General features: G+C 60.8%; 13 protein-coding genes. 7 read left to right on the top strand and 6 right to left on the bottom strand.

Annotation, left to right across the window (positions count from 1 at the left end):
• The first annotated feature begins 149 nt into the window (after window positions 1-149).
• From ACTG27_RS10845 to ligA, 3 genes are all read left to right on the top strand, one after another.
• Window positions 150-3,524, top strand: a complete 3,375-nt coding sequence (locus ACTG27_RS10845; protein WP_439979663.1) for an AAA family ATPase — start codon at window positions 150-152, stop codon at window positions 3,522-3,524.
• A gap of 15 nt (window positions 3,525-3,539) precedes the next feature.
• The gene (zipA, locus tag ACTG27_RS10840) at window positions 3,540-4,709 is read left to right on the top strand and encodes a cell division protein ZipA (RefSeq protein WP_040066671.1); all 1,170 of its coding nucleotides are present in this window, start codon (window positions 3,540-3,542) and stop codon (window positions 4,707-4,709) included.
• 99 nt (window positions 4,710-4,808) lie between these two features.
• On the top strand, window positions 4,809-6,815 hold the full coding sequence (ligA, locus tag ACTG27_RS10835; protein WP_439979662.1) for an NAD-dependent DNA ligase LigA: 2,007 nt from the start codon (window positions 4,809-4,811) through the stop codon (window positions 6,813-6,815).
• A gap of 82 nt (window positions 6,816-6,897) precedes the next feature.
• Here ligA and ACTG27_RS10830 read toward each other — a convergent pair whose 3' ends face one another.
• A complete protein-coding gene (locus ACTG27_RS10830; protein WP_439979661.1) occupies window positions 6,898-7,872 on the bottom strand; it encodes an ABC transporter substrate-binding protein in 975 nt (324 codons plus the stop codon).
• 445 nt (window positions 7,873-8,317) lie between these two features.
• Between ACTG27_RS10830 and nrdD the strand changes: the two genes are divergently transcribed.
• The 4 genes from nrdD to ACTG27_RS10810 all read left to right on the top strand — a co-directional run bounded on the left by nrdD (window position 8,318) and on the right by ACTG27_RS10810 (window position 11,849).
• Window positions 8,318-10,435, top strand: coding sequence for an anaerobic ribonucleoside-triphosphate reductase (nrdD, locus tag ACTG27_RS10825; protein WP_042079841.1), 2,118 nt, complete (start codon window positions 8,318-8,320; stop codon window positions 10,433-10,435).
• A gap of 100 nt (window positions 10,436-10,535) precedes the next feature.
• Window positions 10,536-11,045: an anaerobic ribonucleoside-triphosphate reductase-activating protein gene (gene nrdG / locus ACTG27_RS10820; protein WP_124930069.1), complete on the top strand. Its 510-nt coding sequence runs from the start codon at window positions 10,536-10,538 to the stop codon at window positions 11,043-11,045.
• Between the two features lie 64 nt (window positions 11,046-11,109).
• Window positions 11,110-11,280, top strand: a complete 171-nt coding sequence (locus ACTG27_RS10815; RefSeq protein WP_005338440.1) for a YqaE/Pmp3 family membrane protein — start codon at window positions 11,110-11,112, stop codon at window positions 11,278-11,280.
• A gap of 176 nt (window positions 11,281-11,456) precedes the next feature.
• The gene (locus ACTG27_RS10810; protein WP_005358848.1) at window positions 11,457-11,849 is read left to right on the top strand and encodes a TonB family protein; all 393 of its coding nucleotides are present in this window, start codon (window positions 11,457-11,459) and stop codon (window positions 11,847-11,849) included.
• Window positions 11,850-11,905: 56 nt separating this feature from the next.
• Here ACTG27_RS10810 and ACTG27_RS10805 read toward each other — a convergent pair whose 3' ends face one another.
• From ACTG27_RS10805 to ACTG27_RS10785, 5 genes are all read right to left on the bottom strand, one after another.
• Window positions 11,906-12,262: an MliC family protein gene (locus ACTG27_RS10805; RefSeq protein WP_139464163.1), complete on the bottom strand. Its 357-nt coding sequence runs from the start codon at window positions 12,260-12,262 to the stop codon at window positions 11,906-11,908.
• Window positions 12,263-12,404: 142 nt separating this feature from the next.
• On the bottom strand, window positions 12,405-13,169 hold the full coding sequence (locus ACTG27_RS10800) for a substrate-binding periplasmic protein (RefSeq protein ID WP_139441801.1): 765 nt from the start codon (window positions 13,167-13,169) through the stop codon (window positions 12,405-12,407).
• Window positions 13,170-13,342: 173 nt separating this feature from the next.
• A complete protein-coding gene (locus ACTG27_RS10795) occupies window positions 13,343-14,440 on the bottom strand; it encodes a DUF2955 domain-containing protein (protein ID WP_439979660.1) in 1,098 nt (365 codons plus the stop codon).
• Entirely contained in the window at window positions 14,430-15,485 is a 1,056-nt protein-coding gene (locus tag ACTG27_RS10790) for an HlyD family secretion protein (protein ID WP_231720743.1), read from the bottom strand. Before ACTG27_RS10790 ends, ACTG27_RS10795 begins: the two co-directional genes overlap by 11 nt.
• Window position 15,486: 1 nt before the next feature.
• Entirely contained in the window at window positions 15,487-15,999 is a 513-nt protein-coding gene (locus ACTG27_RS10785; protein ID WP_199427507.1) for a MarR family transcriptional regulator, read from the bottom strand.
• Between the last annotated feature and the right edge of the window lie 150 nt (window positions 16,000-16,149).

Here is a 16,149-nt window from a genome sequence, read left to right as displayed (position 1 = left end):
GTCGCCGACTATTCCTTATTTCGTGCCGTGGCGACCAAAAATCGGGCATGAATGGGGATGATGCCTGCATATTACAAACAAAGCCGGGTCTGGATTTGGTAAAGTCACCTGCCCGCATCCTCTTTATTTAGCCACTGATACAGGTCGCCATGCGTCTGAAACTGATCAAACTCGCCGGCTTCAAGTCGTTCGTCGAGCCGACCCGCATCGAACTGTCGGCAGACATGACCGCCGTGGTGGGCCCCAATGGCTGTGGCAAATCCAACGTCATCGACGCGGTGCGCTGGGTGCTGGGGGAGAGCTCCGCTCGCCATCTGCGCGGCGAGAACATGACCGATGTCATCTTCAACGGCTCTATCAATCGCAGTGCGCACGGGCGCGCCTCGGTGGAGCTGGTGTTCGACAATCCCCATAACCGGGTGCCCGGCGAGTTCGGCCGCTTTACCGAGATCTCGGTGCGCCGCGAAGTGCTGCGCGACGGCTCCAACCACTATCAGATCAACGGCCAGAAGTGCCGCCGCAAGGATGTGACCGACCTCTTCCTCGGCACCGGTCTTGGCCCCCGTAGCTACGCCATCATCGAGCAGGGCACCGTCAGCCGACTGGTGGAGTCACGTCCGGCCGATCTCAAGCTCTTTATGGAAGAGGCCGCCGGGGTTTCTCGCTACAAGGAGCGGCGCCGCGAGACCGAGCAGCGTATTCGCCACACCCAGGAGAACCTGGAGCGCCTCGGCGATATTCGCGGCGAGCTGGGTTCGCGCCTTGACCACCTCAAAGCCCAGGCCGAAACGGCCGAGCGCTACAAACAGCTCAAGAGTCGTTCGCGCGCCGCTCGTGCCGAGCTGATTGGCTCCGAGTTGTGGGCGCTGGAGACGCGCCTTGGGGAGGCCAAAACCGAGCTGGCGCAGGCCGAGCAGGCGCTGGCGGCGCTCGATGCCAAGCGTACCGCCGATGAGGGGCGACACGTTACCCTGTCGGTTGCCAGACAAGAGGCGCAGGCCGAGCAGGCGAGCCGCCAGCAACAGATTTTTCTCGGCGGGCAGGCCATCGCCCGTCTCGAGCAACAGCAACTGCACCAGAGTGAACTGGGGCGCGACTGGCAGGCCCGTGCAGAGGCGCTCGGTGAGCGGATCGCCACCCGCAAGGCGCAGCTGGCCAGCCAGCAGGATCAGCTGACCGAAGGGGTATTGCGCACCGAGCAGGAGAGCGCCCGGCTGGAGCAGTGTGAGCAGTTGCTCACCGAGCAGCAGGAGGCCCGCCAGCACGCCAGCGAGCAGCTGGAACAGGCCCGTCTGCGCCAGCAGCAGTGGCAGCAACAGTTGGCTGGGTTGCAGGGCCAGCTCAACCAGACCCGCACCCGGTTGGGTGGCCTGCAGGAGCTGCAAGCCAAGACCCGGCTGGCCCGCCTCAAGCTGGAAGATGAACGCGCTGGCCCCCTCGGCACAGAGGACGATGATCTGCAACCGGTCCTCGATGCCCTGAGTGGTGAGCTGGAGCTGACGCGGGCGGCCAATGACGAGCTGACCGAGCAGCTGGCGCAGGCTGCCCACACCCATGAACAACTCAAGCAGCAGCATGGCCAGCAGTTGAGCCTGCAACGGGAGCTGGAGGCGCGGCTGGCGACCCTGGATCAGATCCTCGGCGAACAGATGGAGGGGGCGACTCTGGCCGACCAGTTGCAGGTGGCCCCCGAGTGGGCACAGGCACTCGATAAAGTGCTGGGTCGCTGGCTCACCGCAACGCCGGCGGACGAGTGCAATCTGGCGCAAGAGGGGCTCTGGATTGGCCCGGCGCAACCGGCGGTTGCCGGTACGCTGGCGGCGCAACTGGGTGGTGAGCATACTCCTGCCTTCCTCAACGCCATCTGGCTGGTGGAGAGCCGGGAAGCCGCATTGGCCCGTCAGCCAAGCCTTGCGGCCGGTGAGTCGGTACTGACTCCTGCTGGCGACTGGCTGGGGCCAAACTGGGCAGATCTGGGGCAGGGCGCGGCGCTCGGCACCATGGCGCTGCTCGGTGAGCGTGAGCGGTTGCATACCGAGCAGGATAAGGTTGCCGCGGGGCTGGCACAGCTGAGCGAGCAACTTGTCTCAGCCGATGCCCGGCGCGCCCAGCTTGCCAGTGCGCAGGAGTTGTCGCAGCGAACCTTGCGTGATCAAGAGCAGAAATGGCAACAACTGCGCGAAGCCTGGAGCCTGCAACAGGGTCAGCGGCAGGAGCGGTTGCAGCGGCTCGGTCAGCTCGGCGAAGAGCTGATCCGGCTCGATCAGGAGCAGGCCGAAGAGGCAGAGCGACTGGCCAGCGCCCGTGAACAAATGGAACTCGATGAGGCGCGCCTTGCCGAGTTGCAGGAGCAGGGGGAGCCGCTGACACAAGGGTTGCAGCTCGCCCAGGAGCTGCTGACCCGCTGCGAGCGGGCGGTCGACGAGGCCCGTGCGCGCCGCGAGCAGCAACAAGCGACCTGCCAGCGTTTGCAACTGGAGTTGGGCAATCTGCACCAACTCATTACCCTGGGCGAAGAGGAGTTGGCGAGGCTCGGACTGGAGCTGGCCGGGTTGAAAGGGCCGGATAGCGAAGCGGTGCCGGATCTGGCGCCCCTGCTGGCCGAGCAGCGCAATCTGGAGGCGCAGCAGCTCGCCTGCCATCAACGGCTTGCGGAGCTGGAGCGCCAGCTCGGTGAGCTGGAACAGGCCAGAAGTGCCGATCACAAGCAGCTGGTGACGTTGCAGGAGAAGCTGGCAACCCTGCGCCTTGAGCGTGAACGCAACCTCACCCGTCGACAGGGGTTGCACGAGCAGTTCGAAGAGCTGGGGGTTCGACTGGTAGATCTCGATCAGGCGGTGTTGATCGCCGCTGATCGCGGCAAGCTGCGGCAGGAGATCCAGACCCTGGAGGCGCAAGTGGAGGCGCTCGGCGCCATCAACCTGGCGGCGCTGGAGGAGTACGAAGAGGCGAAAACCCGGGCAACCTATCTTGAAAATCAGTGCCAGGATCTCGAGCAAGCGCTGGAAACCTTGAGCCAAGCCATTAAAAGAATTGATAAAGAGACACAAATACGGTTCCGGGACACTTTCGATAAGGTCAACGAAGATTTAAAATCCCTGTTTCCAAAAGTGTTCGGTGGGGGCAGTGCCTGGCTTGAGCTTACCTCCGATGATCTTTTGGAGGCCGGAGTGAGCATCATGGCGAGACCTCCGGGTAAGAAGAATGCTACCATTGCCCTGCTTTCCGGGGGGGAGAAGGCGTTAACCGCGCTTGCGCTGGTTTTTGCCATCTTCAGACTCAACCCAGCACCTTTTTGTCTGCTGGATGAGGTGGATGCACCGCTCGATGAAGTGAACGTCGGTCGCTTCTGTTCTCTTGTCAAAGAGATGTCGAGCACAGTACAGTTCGTTTACATCAGTCATAATAAGGTCTCCATGGAGATGGCTGAGCAGCTGGTTGGCGTCACGATGCAAGAGCCCGGGGTTTCTCGCATTGTGTCGGTCGATATCGGTGAAGCCGTCGCTTTGGCTGAGCAAAACTAGAAAGAGAAGCAGCTAATGCAGGAATTGCGTTACATCTTGGTTGCCCTGGGCGGTATTGCTATTGCGGCATTGCTCATTCACGGGTTGTGGAGCAACAAAAAGAATCGTCAGGCACCGATCAAAGAGAAACCGATTGGACGGATGGACTCCAAGTCGCGGGATCGTGATAACGACGCCTTCGACAGCGATGGCATCGGCCAGGTACGTGTGGTCAGTGGTGGCCGTCGTGCCGAGCCCAAGCTGCGCAGTGAAGAGAGCCGCCAGCCGGAACTCGGTCGTCGCCCTGCCGTCCCCGCCTTTGATGATGAAGATGACGAGGACGATCTGCCGCCGCCCGTAGTGCGCAAGCCTGCTGCCCGCCCGGTTCCGCCGCCTCCTGTCTATGAAGAGGAGGAAGCGTTCGACGAACCGCTGCCCGAGGAGATCGACGAGGCGCCCGCCGCGCCGGTGCGCAAACCTGCTCAGGTCAATCGTCGTACCCCGGTTTACCGCTCCCGTCCTCAGCGCGAGCCCATGATGCAGTCGCTGGACGACGAGCCGCTGGTCGAGCCCGCCTATGCGACCGCCCCGACTTTTGGTGCCCGTGCAGAGACAGTCCGTACCGCTGACACCGTTCGTGCCGAACCGGTGCGTGCTCCCGAGCCGGAATATCAGCCGCAGCCCCGTCATGTGGCTCCCGAGCCTGTGTATGAAGAGCCGGCCTACGTGGCACCTGCACCTGTGGTTGAAGAGCCGCGCATGGCGCCCCAGCCGGTCGAGAAGATTTGGCAGGATGTCTATGTCATCAACCTGATGGGCCGTCCGGGTCACGACTTGCAAGGTGCGACCCTGCTCTCGTCCCTGATGGCGCTGGGCTTCAAGTTTGGCGAGATGGATATTTTCCACCGTCACGAAGATCCCAACGGCAAGGGTGAAGTGCTCTTCTCCATGATCAACATGGTCAAGCCAGGCACCTTCAATCCGTACCGGATGGAACAGTTCACCACGCCGGGTGTCTCCCTGTTCATGCAACTGCCGCTGCGCAGCAATGCCGCGTTTGCCTTCGAGGACATGCTGCAGGCTGCCGATCAGCTGGCCAGCGATCTCGATGCCATGCTGACAGATATGGATCGCAGCCCGCTGAGCGACGAGACCATTGCCCGTTACCGTCACGAGCTGGCTGCCTACGAGGCCAGTCGCGACTAATACGCCATGCGGGTCGAGTGAAGAAAAAGTGCGGTACCCAGGTACCGCATTTTTGTTTCTACCCCGGCCGTATGTTCAATCACACTTCGAGACTTTTTCATGAGCGACACTCTCTCCCGCCACCGTCAATTGTGTGAACTGCTTACCGAATATGGTCACCAGTACTATGTGTTGGATAACCCCACAGTGCCGGATGCCGAATACGACCGTCTGATGCGCGAATTGATCGCACTGGAGGCTGACCACCCCGAGCTGAAAACCCCGGCTTCCCCGAGCGTGCGGGTCGGTGGCCAGCCGCTGACTGCCTTCAGGCAGGTGCGTCACGAGATCCCCATGCTGAGTCTGGATAACGTCTTTAGCAGCGAAGAGCTGCTGGCCTTTGAACAGCGCATGAGCGATCGCCTCAAGCGTGAAGTGCGTTTCGAGTTCTGCTGCGAGCCCAAGCTTGATGGCCTGGCGGTGAGCCTGCTCTATGTGAATGGTCAGCTGGTGCAGGCCGCTACCCGGGGCGATGGCGCAACCGGTGAGGAGATCACCGAGAACGTGCGTACCATCAAGGCCATTCCGCTCGCATTGCGGGGCTCTGGTTGGCCCGAGCGGCTTGAGGTGCGTGGCGAAGTCTTTATGCCCAAGGCTGGTTTCGAGGCGATGAATGCCAAGGCACTGGCCGCAGGCGAGAAGGTGTTCGTCAACCCGCGTAACGCCGCCGCCGGCAGCCTGCGTCAGCTCGATTCACGTATCACTGCCAGCCGTCCCCTGAGCTTTTACGCCTACGGCGTCGGTGTCGGCGGCGAGCAGCTCGGTGGCTCTCACTTCGGTCGCCTCAATCAGCTCAAGGAGTGGGGCTTGCCGCTTAGTCCCGAGGTGAAACTCAAAGAGGGGGCTGCCGGTTGTCAGGCGTTCCACGACGACATTCTGGCCCGCCGTGGCGAGCTGCCTTACGAGATCGACGGCGTGGTCTACAAGGTGGATGCCATCGCTCTGCAAGAGGAGCTCGGCTTTGTGGCACGTGCCCCGCGCTGGGCGACCGCCCACAAGTTCCCGGCGCAGGAAGAGATGACTCTGCTTGAGAATGTCGAGTTTCAGGTTGGCCGTACTGGCGCCGTGACGCCGGTGGCCAAGCTTAAACCTGTGTTTGTCGGCGGCGTGACTGTCTCCAACGCCACTTTGCACAACGCCGACGAGATTGAGCGCCTCGGCGTCATGGTCGGTGATACCGTGATCGTGCGCCGGGCAGGGGACGTGATCCCGCAGATCGTGGCCGTGGTAGAGGCGCAGCGCCCAAGCGATGCCCGCGCGATCCTCTTCCCGACCGAGTGTCCTGTCTGTGGTTCTGCGGTGGAGCGGCTGGAAGGGGAAGCGGTTGCCCGCTGCTCCGGCGGCCTGTTCTGCGAGGCGCAGCGCAAGGAGGCGATCAAGCACTTCGCCGCCCGTCGCGCCATGGATGTGGACGGCCTTGGCGACAAGATTGTCGAGCAGCTGGTGGACAAGGGGCTGGTGAAGACCCCCGCCGATCTGTTCAGCCTCAATGCCATCCAGCTGGCCGGTCTTGAGCGGATGGGGCAAAAATCGGCCCTCAATCTGGTAGCCGCCATCGATGCGGCGCGCAGCACCACCCTGCCGCGTTTCCTGTTTGCTCTGGGGATCCGCGAAGTGGGGGAGGCGACTGCGCTCAACCTTGCCAACCACTTCCTCACGCTGGAAGCCCTGCGCGCAGCTTCGGTGGAGCAACTGCTCGAAGTGGCCGATGTGGGCGATGTGGTGGCCAAGCATGTCTACTACTTCCTGCGTCAGCCCCACAACGTGGAGGTGCTGGAAGCCTTGCTGGCTGCCGGCATCCACTGGCCGGCCATCGAGAAGAAAGAGGCCGCGGAGCAACCCTTTGCCGGCAAGACCTTCGTGCTGACCGGCACCCTGACCACCTTGTCGCGTAACGACGCCAAGGCTGCGCTGCAGGCGCTGGGGGCCAAGGTGGCGGGCTCTGTATCTGCCAAGACCGATGTGCTGGTCGCGGGGGAAGCGGCCGGTTCCAAGCTGACCAAGGCACAAGAGCTCGGTATCACCATCTGGACCGAAGAGGAGCTGCAACAGGCGTTGCAGGGCTGATAGCCCTCACCAAGCCTGCTAACCGCAGCACCCGAAAAAAGAGAACCCGGCATGGCCGGGTTCTCTTTTTTTGTTTCGGCGGTTACTCACGCCAGAGGATCTTGTGGCGCCATTTGTCGGGCACGGTGAGCTGCCAGCGGGCCAGCTCGCTCTTGCTGAAGACATATTCGCCGCGCAGGGCCGCGCGCGGGGAGATGGTACGGGGCAGGGTGCCCGCCAGAATGGTATTGATGAGGCTGGCTGCCTGTATCCCCTGATCGTGGCCGTCCAGCACCAGCCCGCCGATGGCCATCCCCTTGCCGACGGTAAACTCCCAGAAACAGAAGAGCGGCACCGGCGTGTTGGCGCTGGTCCACTCCAGCACTGTCTTTTCGCTCACATGCTTGCCATTGTCATCGACCAGCGTGTGGTAGAGGCCGAGGAAGATCGCCTGATAGCCGTTCTTCTTGGCGTTGAGCACCGCCTCCTGCCAGAGGCTGTAATCCCCCATCAACTGGCTGTTGATCCTGGTCTGGCCGACCCGCAGCTCGGTCTGGGTCTTGAATTCATCCTCGATGGCGGTGAGGGCCACATTACTGGAATCAAACAGAACCAGTGCTTTGTCGAGCCCCCCCATCATCTGGCTTATTTCGCTGATGTTGCGCTTGAGCAGGGGGCGCTCCAGCACCCCGGTGATCTTGGGGTGGCCGACAAAGCCCTTGAGGCGGGGATTCTCGTTCATGCCGAGAAAGACCACCGGGGTACCCAGCGAGGCGATCTCGTTGGCCAGATAGTTGATGGCGTTGTCATCCCCCAGTACCACCAGATCCGGTTTGCTCTTGAGATAAAAGGCGATGGCTTGCTGGGCTATTTCGTCGAACTTCTCCCGTGGATGGCGTTTGGTGTCCATGTAGAAGTGAGTGATCTTGTGCTCCCCCTGCAAGCCATCGAGCAGCCCTTTGTTGTAGCTTTGGTCCCACAGGTATTCGGGATGGTAGCTGCTGATCACCAGAATGTTGGCGGCCCAGAGCGGCAGAGAGAGGGTGGATAACAGTAGCAACAGCGGAGAGGTGCGCATGGGTTGTCCCTTGTCGAGGGGGAGAGAGTTCTTGTTCAGTATGGGCGGTTTTGGTTGGCGCTGTCATCTCGAAACCGGTGCTGTGGGGGGCGATTTTTTTTCGGGTGGGCGGATCGGACGCCAGCCCGCACCCTGCTTGAGGTTGGATTTGAATGGGGCTCTTTTAGGTTGGTCGTGAACTGTCCCGCTCGCTGAAAAACCTGTTCTGGATCAAGAAATGAGGCTGCGCTTTGGTGCCTAATAGACACCACATATAGGGACGCATTCGTTTTTAATCCCTATATGTTGTGTTATTAAGCTGTGTATAAGCTGTTCCCCTCCTATCTTCAGCCCAGGCTTGTCAAGCCTCGGCTGAATTTATTTGCGTCCAGGACGAGATGCCGGGAGGGGGGCCCAACAAGGGTGAGCCAGAGGCAAATGCCTGGCCTTTTAACGGGGAAAATTCATGAAACCGGTTGTGATCAAACGTGACGGATGTCGCGCACCATTCAATGCCCAGCTGATTGCAGAGGCGGTCAGCCGTGCGGCGGAAGCGGTCAATCAGGCCAATCCGGCACTGGCCTCCCGCATTGCCAATGCAGTGAGTCAGGAGCTGGAAGGGCGTGGTGAAGTTGATATCCACGAGATCCAGAACCGGGTCGAAAACCACCTGATGGCTTCCGACGACAAGGCCATCGCCCGTGCTTATATCGAATATCGCCACGACAGGGATCAGGCCCGCGAGGCGCGCGGCCGTCTGGCGCAGGAGATCCGCGGTCTGGTTGAGCAGACCAACGCCGCCCTGCTCAACGAGAATGCCAACAAAGACTCCAAGGTGATCCCGACCCAGCGCGACTTGCTGGCCGGTATCGTCGCCAAGCACTATGCCACCAGCCACATGCTGCCCCGTGATGTGGTTCAGGCCCACGAGAGCGGTGATCTGCACTTCCACGATCTCGATTACTCACCTTTCTTCCCGATGTTCAACTGCATGTTGATCGATCTGAAAGGGATGCTGACTCACGGCTTCAAGATGGGCAATGCGGAAATCGATACCCCGAAATCCATCAGCACCGCTACTGCCGTGACCGCCCAGATCATCGCCCAGGTGGCGAGCCACATCTATGGCGGCACCACCATCAACCGCATCGACGAAGTGCTGGCCCCCTATGTGACCATCAGTTGGCAGAAACACCGTGAAGTGGCCGAAGAGTGGGGCATTGCCGACGTAGAAGCCTACGCCATGGCCCGCACCGAGAAAGAGTGCTACGACGCCTTCCAGTCGCTGGAGTACGAGGTCAACACCCTGCACACCGCCAACGGTCAGACCCCGTTTGTCACCTTTGGCTTTGGCTTGGGGGACAGCTGGGAGTCGCGGATGATCCAGCGCGCCATCCTCAGCAACCGTATCGCAGGTCTTGGCAAGAACAAGAAGACCGCTGTGTTCCCGAAACTGGTGTTTGCCATCAAGGATGGCCTCAACCACAAGCAGGGCGATCCCAACTACGACATCAAGCAGCTGGCGCTGGAGTGTGCCTCCAAGCGGATGTATCCGGACATCCTCAACTACGACCAGGTCGTGAAAGTGACCGGCTCCTTCAAGACCCCCATGGGTTGCCGCTCCTTCCTCGGTGCCTACGAGGAGAATGGCGAGCTGATCCACGAAGGTCGCAACAACCTGGGTGTCGTGAGCCTCAACCTGCCGCGCATAGCCCTGAAATCCCGTGACGAAGCGGACTTCTGGGATCGTCTCGATGCCTCCCTGCGGGTTGCCAAGAAGGCGCTGATGTACCGCATCACCCGTCTGGACGGGGTGAAAGCACGGGTTGCTCCGATCCTCTATATGGAAGGGGCTTGCGGCGTGCGCCTCAAGGCGGACGACAACGTCAGCGAGATCTTCAAGAACGGTCGTGCCTCCATTTCCCTCGGTTATATCGGGGTTCACGAGACTATCAACGCCCTGTTTGGTGACAAGGTGCACCTGTTTGACAGCGCCGAGCTGCAACAGAAGGCCATCGCCATTATCGCCCGTCTCAGGGCAGCCATTGACGAGTGGAAAGAGGAGACTGGCTACGGCTTCAGCCTCTACTCCACCCCGAGCGAAAACCTCTGCACCCGTTTCTGCCGCATCGACGCCAAGGAGTTTGGCGTGGTATCCGGCGTGACCGACAAGGGTTACTACACCAACAGCTTCCACCTTGATGTGGAGAAGCAGGTCAACCCGTACGACAAGCTGGACTTCGAGGCGCCCTATCCGCCCATCGCCAGCGGTGGCTTCATCTGCTACGGCGAGTACCCCAACATCCAGCACAACCTGGAAGCGCTCGAAAACGTCTGGGATTACAGCTATGACAAGGTGCCCTACTACGGTACCAACACTCCCATCGACGAGTGCTACGACTGCGGCTTCACCGGTGAGTTCGAATGTACCTCCAAGGGCTTTACCTGCCCGCGCTGCGGCAACCACGACCCGGCCAAGGTGTCGGTGACCCGCCGTGTCTGCGGCTACCTCGGTAGCCCGGATGCACGCCCCTTCAATGCGGGTAAGCAGGAAGAAGTGAAGCGCCGCGTCAAACATATGTAAGCGCACAAGCGATGAAGAGCTGGCCCCTGACTCAAGGGGCCATTTTCATTGGAGGGCGGCAACCATGCCGCCTTCCCGTGAACGAGGCAGGAAACAAGCGATGCACTACCACCAATACTACCCGGTCGATGTGATTAACGGTCCCGGCACCCGTGCCACCCTGTTTGTCTCCGGTTGTGAGCATCAGTGCCCCGGTTGCTACAACCAGAGCACCTGGCGGCTCGATGGCGGCAAGCCGTTCGATGAGGCGATGAGCGATCGCGTCATTGCGGATCTCAACGACAGCCGCATCAAACGGCGAGGTCTGTCGCTCTCCGGCGGCGATCCGCTCCACCCTGCCAACGTGCCCCACGTGCTGGCGCTGGTGAAACGGGTGCGCGCCGAGTGTCCGGGCAAGGATATCTGGTGCTGGACCGGCTATCTGCTCGGCGAACTGTCAGAGGCCCAGCGCGAGCTGGTGGCCTTGCTGGATGTGCTGGTGGATGGCAAGTATGAAAAGGAGTTGGCAGACCCCGGCCTGCTCTGGCGTGGCAGCAGCAATCAGCAGATCCACGACCTCAACGCCTGGCGTGATGCGGGTGAGCGAATTCCCTGTCTGGTTTGCAGTTGAAGCCCGGGATGTTTATGGTTAGCCCATTCCAATCCTGACGACATTGATGAAGAGGAGGGCCGAGATGAACAATCTGCTCAAGATCCTGCTGGCCATTTTCCTGCCCCCGGTGTGCGCGTTTATCCAAGTGGGCTTTAGCCTGCACTTTTTAATCAACATAGTGCTGACCCTGATGGGCGGTCTGCCGGGCATGGTGCATGCGCTCTGGCTGGTGGTGAGCGACAAGCGCGGCTGATGCCAGCGTATGGTTAGTGAGCTTATTGACGATAAAAGGGCCAACCTCTCGGGGTTGGCCCTTTTGTTCATGTTCATACGAATACTTTTTCGTTAGGATGGGTGACTGACCAAGCGGGCCGCGTTGAGCGGCCCGCAGTCCGGCAACAAGCACCGGCAAAGAACAAGGAGCGTTACATGAAGTGGAAAGTCGCAGTATGGTCAGGTCTGGCAGTGACACTGTTGCTGGGGTGCTCATCCCGTCAGGAGGTGGCGCACGAGCGCGCTCCGATCGCTATCCCTCTCGAGCAGTTGTCCAGCTACTGGGTTCAGGAGAAGCAGTGGTCATGGCTTGGTAATGACGAGCCCGCCCTGCCGGCAAAACCGGTCAAGGGGTATGTGGAAGTTCGCTATCAAATCGACGCCAGCGGCACGCCGGTCAAGCCGGAAGTGGTGGCGGCCGAGCCCCCCGGCGAGCTGGAGCAGAGCGCGCTGGCAACCCTCTCGCGGATCCGCTACAGCCCGGCAGAGGGCAACCCGGATGCCATTCCGGTCGAGGTGACCAACCGCTTCGAAATCGAGATCAACTGATCCCCCACCACTCTGATGCCAGAGAAAAAGAGACCCCGGCCAGGCCGGGGTCACGTTTATTGCTGTTTGCAGTCGTTGTAGGCGGTCTGCCACTCGCCATCCTGATCCCGAAGCTCGACAAAGCCCTCATCCCCCTTGTTCCACCAGACGGCCTCATGTTCGTCCGTATAGCGGGCGCCGGAGGCCGAGACGGCTTGGGGCAGGGTGTAATCCTTGCCATCCGGCAGCGACAGCTTGATAAAGCTGAGGCTCTCATCGGAGAGGGAGAAGTAGCGCACCTGCACCTTTTTGCCTTGCTCGCACTGGTAACTGACCGGTTCGCCACCAGTGACTGAGAGGGTATTGCCCTGATTGCAGCCAGCGAGCAGGCCGAGGGCCAGCGCACCAGCGGCCATCATATGTACCTTATTCATGATTACAGCTCCATTGGTGTCATACGGGCGTGAGCCTAACAGGTTGCCGTGATTGTGCAATCAGCGGGGCCATTCGGTGCGTCGCTGGCTGTCCGGCATACCGCGCGAGTATGAGGGGGCGCTATCAGGAAGGAATCGTCAATCAGTAGAGGCCAAGTCTGGTTTCAAACTGGCGGATCAGCGTCTCATAGATGCCGTTGTTCTTGATCTTCTGCAGCCCCTGTTCGAACTGTTTGGCCAGCGCTTCCCCTTGCGGGTGGTGGCGGGAGAATGCGAGCCAGAAGCCATCGGTGGAGAGTTTGCCAACCTTGACCACCTTGCCGGTCAGCTGCTTCTGCTGGATCTTGAGGTAGCCCGGCATGCCGTTCATCAGGATGTAGTCGACCCGGCCACGTACCAGCATCTCGAGGATCTGGGCATCGGATTTGGCCTGAAAGCGGGTGATCCTGGGGTTCTCCATAAAATCGGTAGGGTAGGTGTAGCCGAGGGTGATGCCCACCCGCTTGCCTTCCAGCGAGGTGAGCTTGAGATCCCGTTGCGGGTCGCTGGCAAGGGCGAAGATGGCAAGATCCTCCTCGAACATGGGGGTATCGTGCCAGTGGTACTGGTACCGGTTCTCTTCGGTGATGGTAGCGTTGAAGCACCCCGCAAGTTTGCCGCTTTTCGCATCGTGCATGCAGCGGGCAAAGGGGAGGGTGCGAAAGACAATCTCGATCCCTTCGGCGGCGAACACCGCCTTGACCAGCTCAGGCGCCAGTCCGTGGGGCTGGTCATCCTCATTGTCCTTGTCGCGCTCGCAGTAGGGGGCCCAGTCATCTTCGGCACCAATGACAAGCGGGGTGGCCCCGAGCGGGCTGGTAGCCAACAGTACCAAACAAACCAGCCATTTTTTTAACAACGGAACCATAGGTACACCTCATCGACAGCAGCCTTACAAGCATAGCCACACTTCTGCGCTGACTTGTAGTGGCAGGAGTATTGGTGAGGGAGGTAAACGAGGGCGAGAAAAAAACGCCCCGGCAGGCGACGGGGCGAAAGAGAGCTCATCCATGGGCTGACAACAGCGCTTACAACAGGAAATCAATAACCGAAGCGGGTCGCCTCGAAGCGATTGAGCAGCCGGTGGACGAGGTAGCAGGCCAACAGGGTGACTACGATGGCAAACAGGATGCTGCTCACCCGGTAGAGGGCGCTGAACACCAGATCGTTGCCCGGGGTGAGGTACTGGCCAAACAGGATGCCGAGGGTGGTGAGGGCGCCAAAGCCAACCCCGGAGCCGCCTGCCTCCTTGACGTGGGCATGGCTGAACAGCATGGCGCCGAGCCACAGCAGTGGAGCGACCAGCAGCAGTTGCCCTGACCAGTCATAGAGCAGCAGCTGGCCGAGCAAGCCGAAGGTGACCCCCAGCAAGGTACCCATCGCCCGTTTGCGGGCATAACTCAGCGCACCGTTCCAGTGCATGGGGAACAGCACCAGCAAGGTCGTGGCCTGGGCAGACATGGAGTCGCGCAGGTCAAACACCTGAAATACCAGAAACGACAGGGTGGCCACAGTGGCACCCAGCAGGGCTTCATGGCGCATCCGGTGCGGAGCCTTTGGAGCTGAGGCGGGCTTGGGTCTGGCCTCCACATCCGGGATCAGCATGGTCATCAGGTAGGCGATCAGCACCGACAGCATGCTCGCCCAGATATTGTTGAGGATCAGGTCGTTGAGGTCAGTCTGCGGATAGCTGGCAAAGTGCAGCATGATGCTGAGGCTCAGCACCCCGTTGGCCCCGAACAGAAACAGGCTGCCCCGCGACATGGCGGCGAAACGGTAGAGAAACAGCAGAAAGGCAATGGGGGTCATCAGTGCCGGATGGCTGCCAAACAGCCCCCCCAACAGACCCACCTCCACCCCGCAGATGGCTGCCGCAGCGATCAGCTGGCGCGCGGCATGACCATTCATCACCGGCACCATTCCCAGCAGCAGCACCGGCGTGACCGTATAGAAGACCCCGTAATTCCAGCCACACAGCTTGCAGAGCAGAAAGCCGGTGGTGCAGCCAAAGGCGATACGCAGGCACTGGCGCAGCTCGTTGCCGGTGAGGGGCCGGTACCAGAGGTGAGCGGCAGCACCACCGACGGGGTGGGCTGGGGCAGTATTGGCCGACGGGTGAGTGGCGTGGTTAGTAGACATAATGGAGCAGGCTGAGCAGGTGGATCTGGCCTCGTGCCAGCATGGCGGTCAGGGCATTGTCCGGCAGCAGTTGCACCGTGGCTCGCGCCCCGGCTGGCAGATGATCGGGGAGCTGGTCCAGCTCGAGGTGCAGCCGCATCCGCTGGGCATCCCGTACCCAGCGATCAGACTCCACCGGTGCGGCCAGTCGACCGTTGGCATCAAATTGACCGGCACTCACCCCGGCATCCAGACTGCTCACCCGAGCAGGATAGAGCTGACCCGGCTCGCCATCGAAGGCGACCAGTGCGCGGGTTTGCTCGCCAACATGGCGCAGGCTCTTCTCCCGAAAATCGGCTATGACATCTACCTGTTCCGACACCAGTGCCAGCAGCGGGCTGCCAGCGCTGGCGATACTGCCCGGCTTGAGCTGCAGGTTGGTGATGGTGCCATCCTGATCCGCGTGGACCCGGCTGTAAGAGAGGGCCAGCTGCGCTTGCGCCAGCTTGTTGCGGGCCTGGCGCAGCAACAGATTATCCTCACCGGTCACGCCACGACTGGCCTTGAGCTGGGCCAGTTTGGCCTGACTGGCGCGCAGGTTGGCCTGGGCGCTGCGCAGGGCGCTGTCAGCCTCATCTTTTTGTTGCACTGAGACCATGTGGCGCTGGAACAGCGCATCGATCCGCTCAGCCTCGCGCCACTTCTGGCTGGCCAGGGTCTCCTTGGCGTTGATCTCGGCAACGGCGGCGGTCAGGGCGGCATCCAGTTCACTGTTCTGCTGCTCTGCCTGCGCCAGCGCAAGGCGGGCCTGCTCCACTGCCAGTTCAAAAGGGGCCGGATCCAGCCTGAACAGCAGATCCCCCTTCTTGACCTGCTGGTTGTTGTGAACGGCGACCTCGATCACCTTGCCGCTCACCTGGGGGGCCAGCTTGGTGACCACCCGGGTCGCCATCGCCTGAGGAGTGAGAGGCATCAGCAGGTCGGCTATCAGAAAATAGGCAAACAGGGTGGCAAAGCCAGCCATGGACCATTTGATCCAGCGGGTAAATTGTTGATCCGGAGTCATCTTATTCTCTCTCTGTGTCGGTCTCGGGAGGGCTTGTATCGCCTCCGGCTTGTCGGTCGTGGTGTTGTTCAATTTTGCTGAGGGCGTTGGCCGAGATCCGTTGCACCGTGGTTTCAAACAGTTGCAGGGTCTGCTCGTCAATGCCCCCCAGCAGCTCGCGGCGGATATTCATGATGCGGTCGGCGATCTGATCGAGCAGGGTCTGGCCAGCCGGGGTCACACAGACGATGCGGGCCCGCTTGTCCTGACTGCAGCAGTGGCGCTCAATCAGTCCCTGCTCTTCCAACTGGCCCAGGGTGCGCATCAGGGAGGGGAGTTCTATTTCGAGGGCTTCGGCCAGGGTCTTCTGGCTGACATGGTTCCCCATGCGGGAGAGTTTCCACAGCGCGGTCCAGCGGGGATGGGTGAGGCCAAGAGGAGCCAGCTCCAGATCGGCGGCAGTACGCCATAGCCGGTGCATCCGCGCTATCTGCTCGGCGAGCGACAGCTCGCGCAACCTTTCCAGATCCGTCATCTTCTCATCCTCAATGTACTTAGCCTGCTAACTATCATACTTGTTTAGCAGGCTAAGTAAATAGTGTGATGCGGATCATGTTTCTGGTCGGATCTTTCGTTGGTGAGGGCGAGCAGCATTCGAGCCCCTGATATTATTCTCGGGGCTGAT

Origin of the sequence: Aeromonas sp. 97A, from assembly GCF_051919185.1 — a bacterium.
GTDB classification, from domain to species: Bacteria; Pseudomonadota; Gammaproteobacteria; order Enterobacterales; family Aeromonadaceae; genus Aeromonas; species Aeromonas veronii.
Note: the sequence above shows the minus strand (reverse complement) of the source record. Positions and strands in the feature narration are given on the sequence as shown.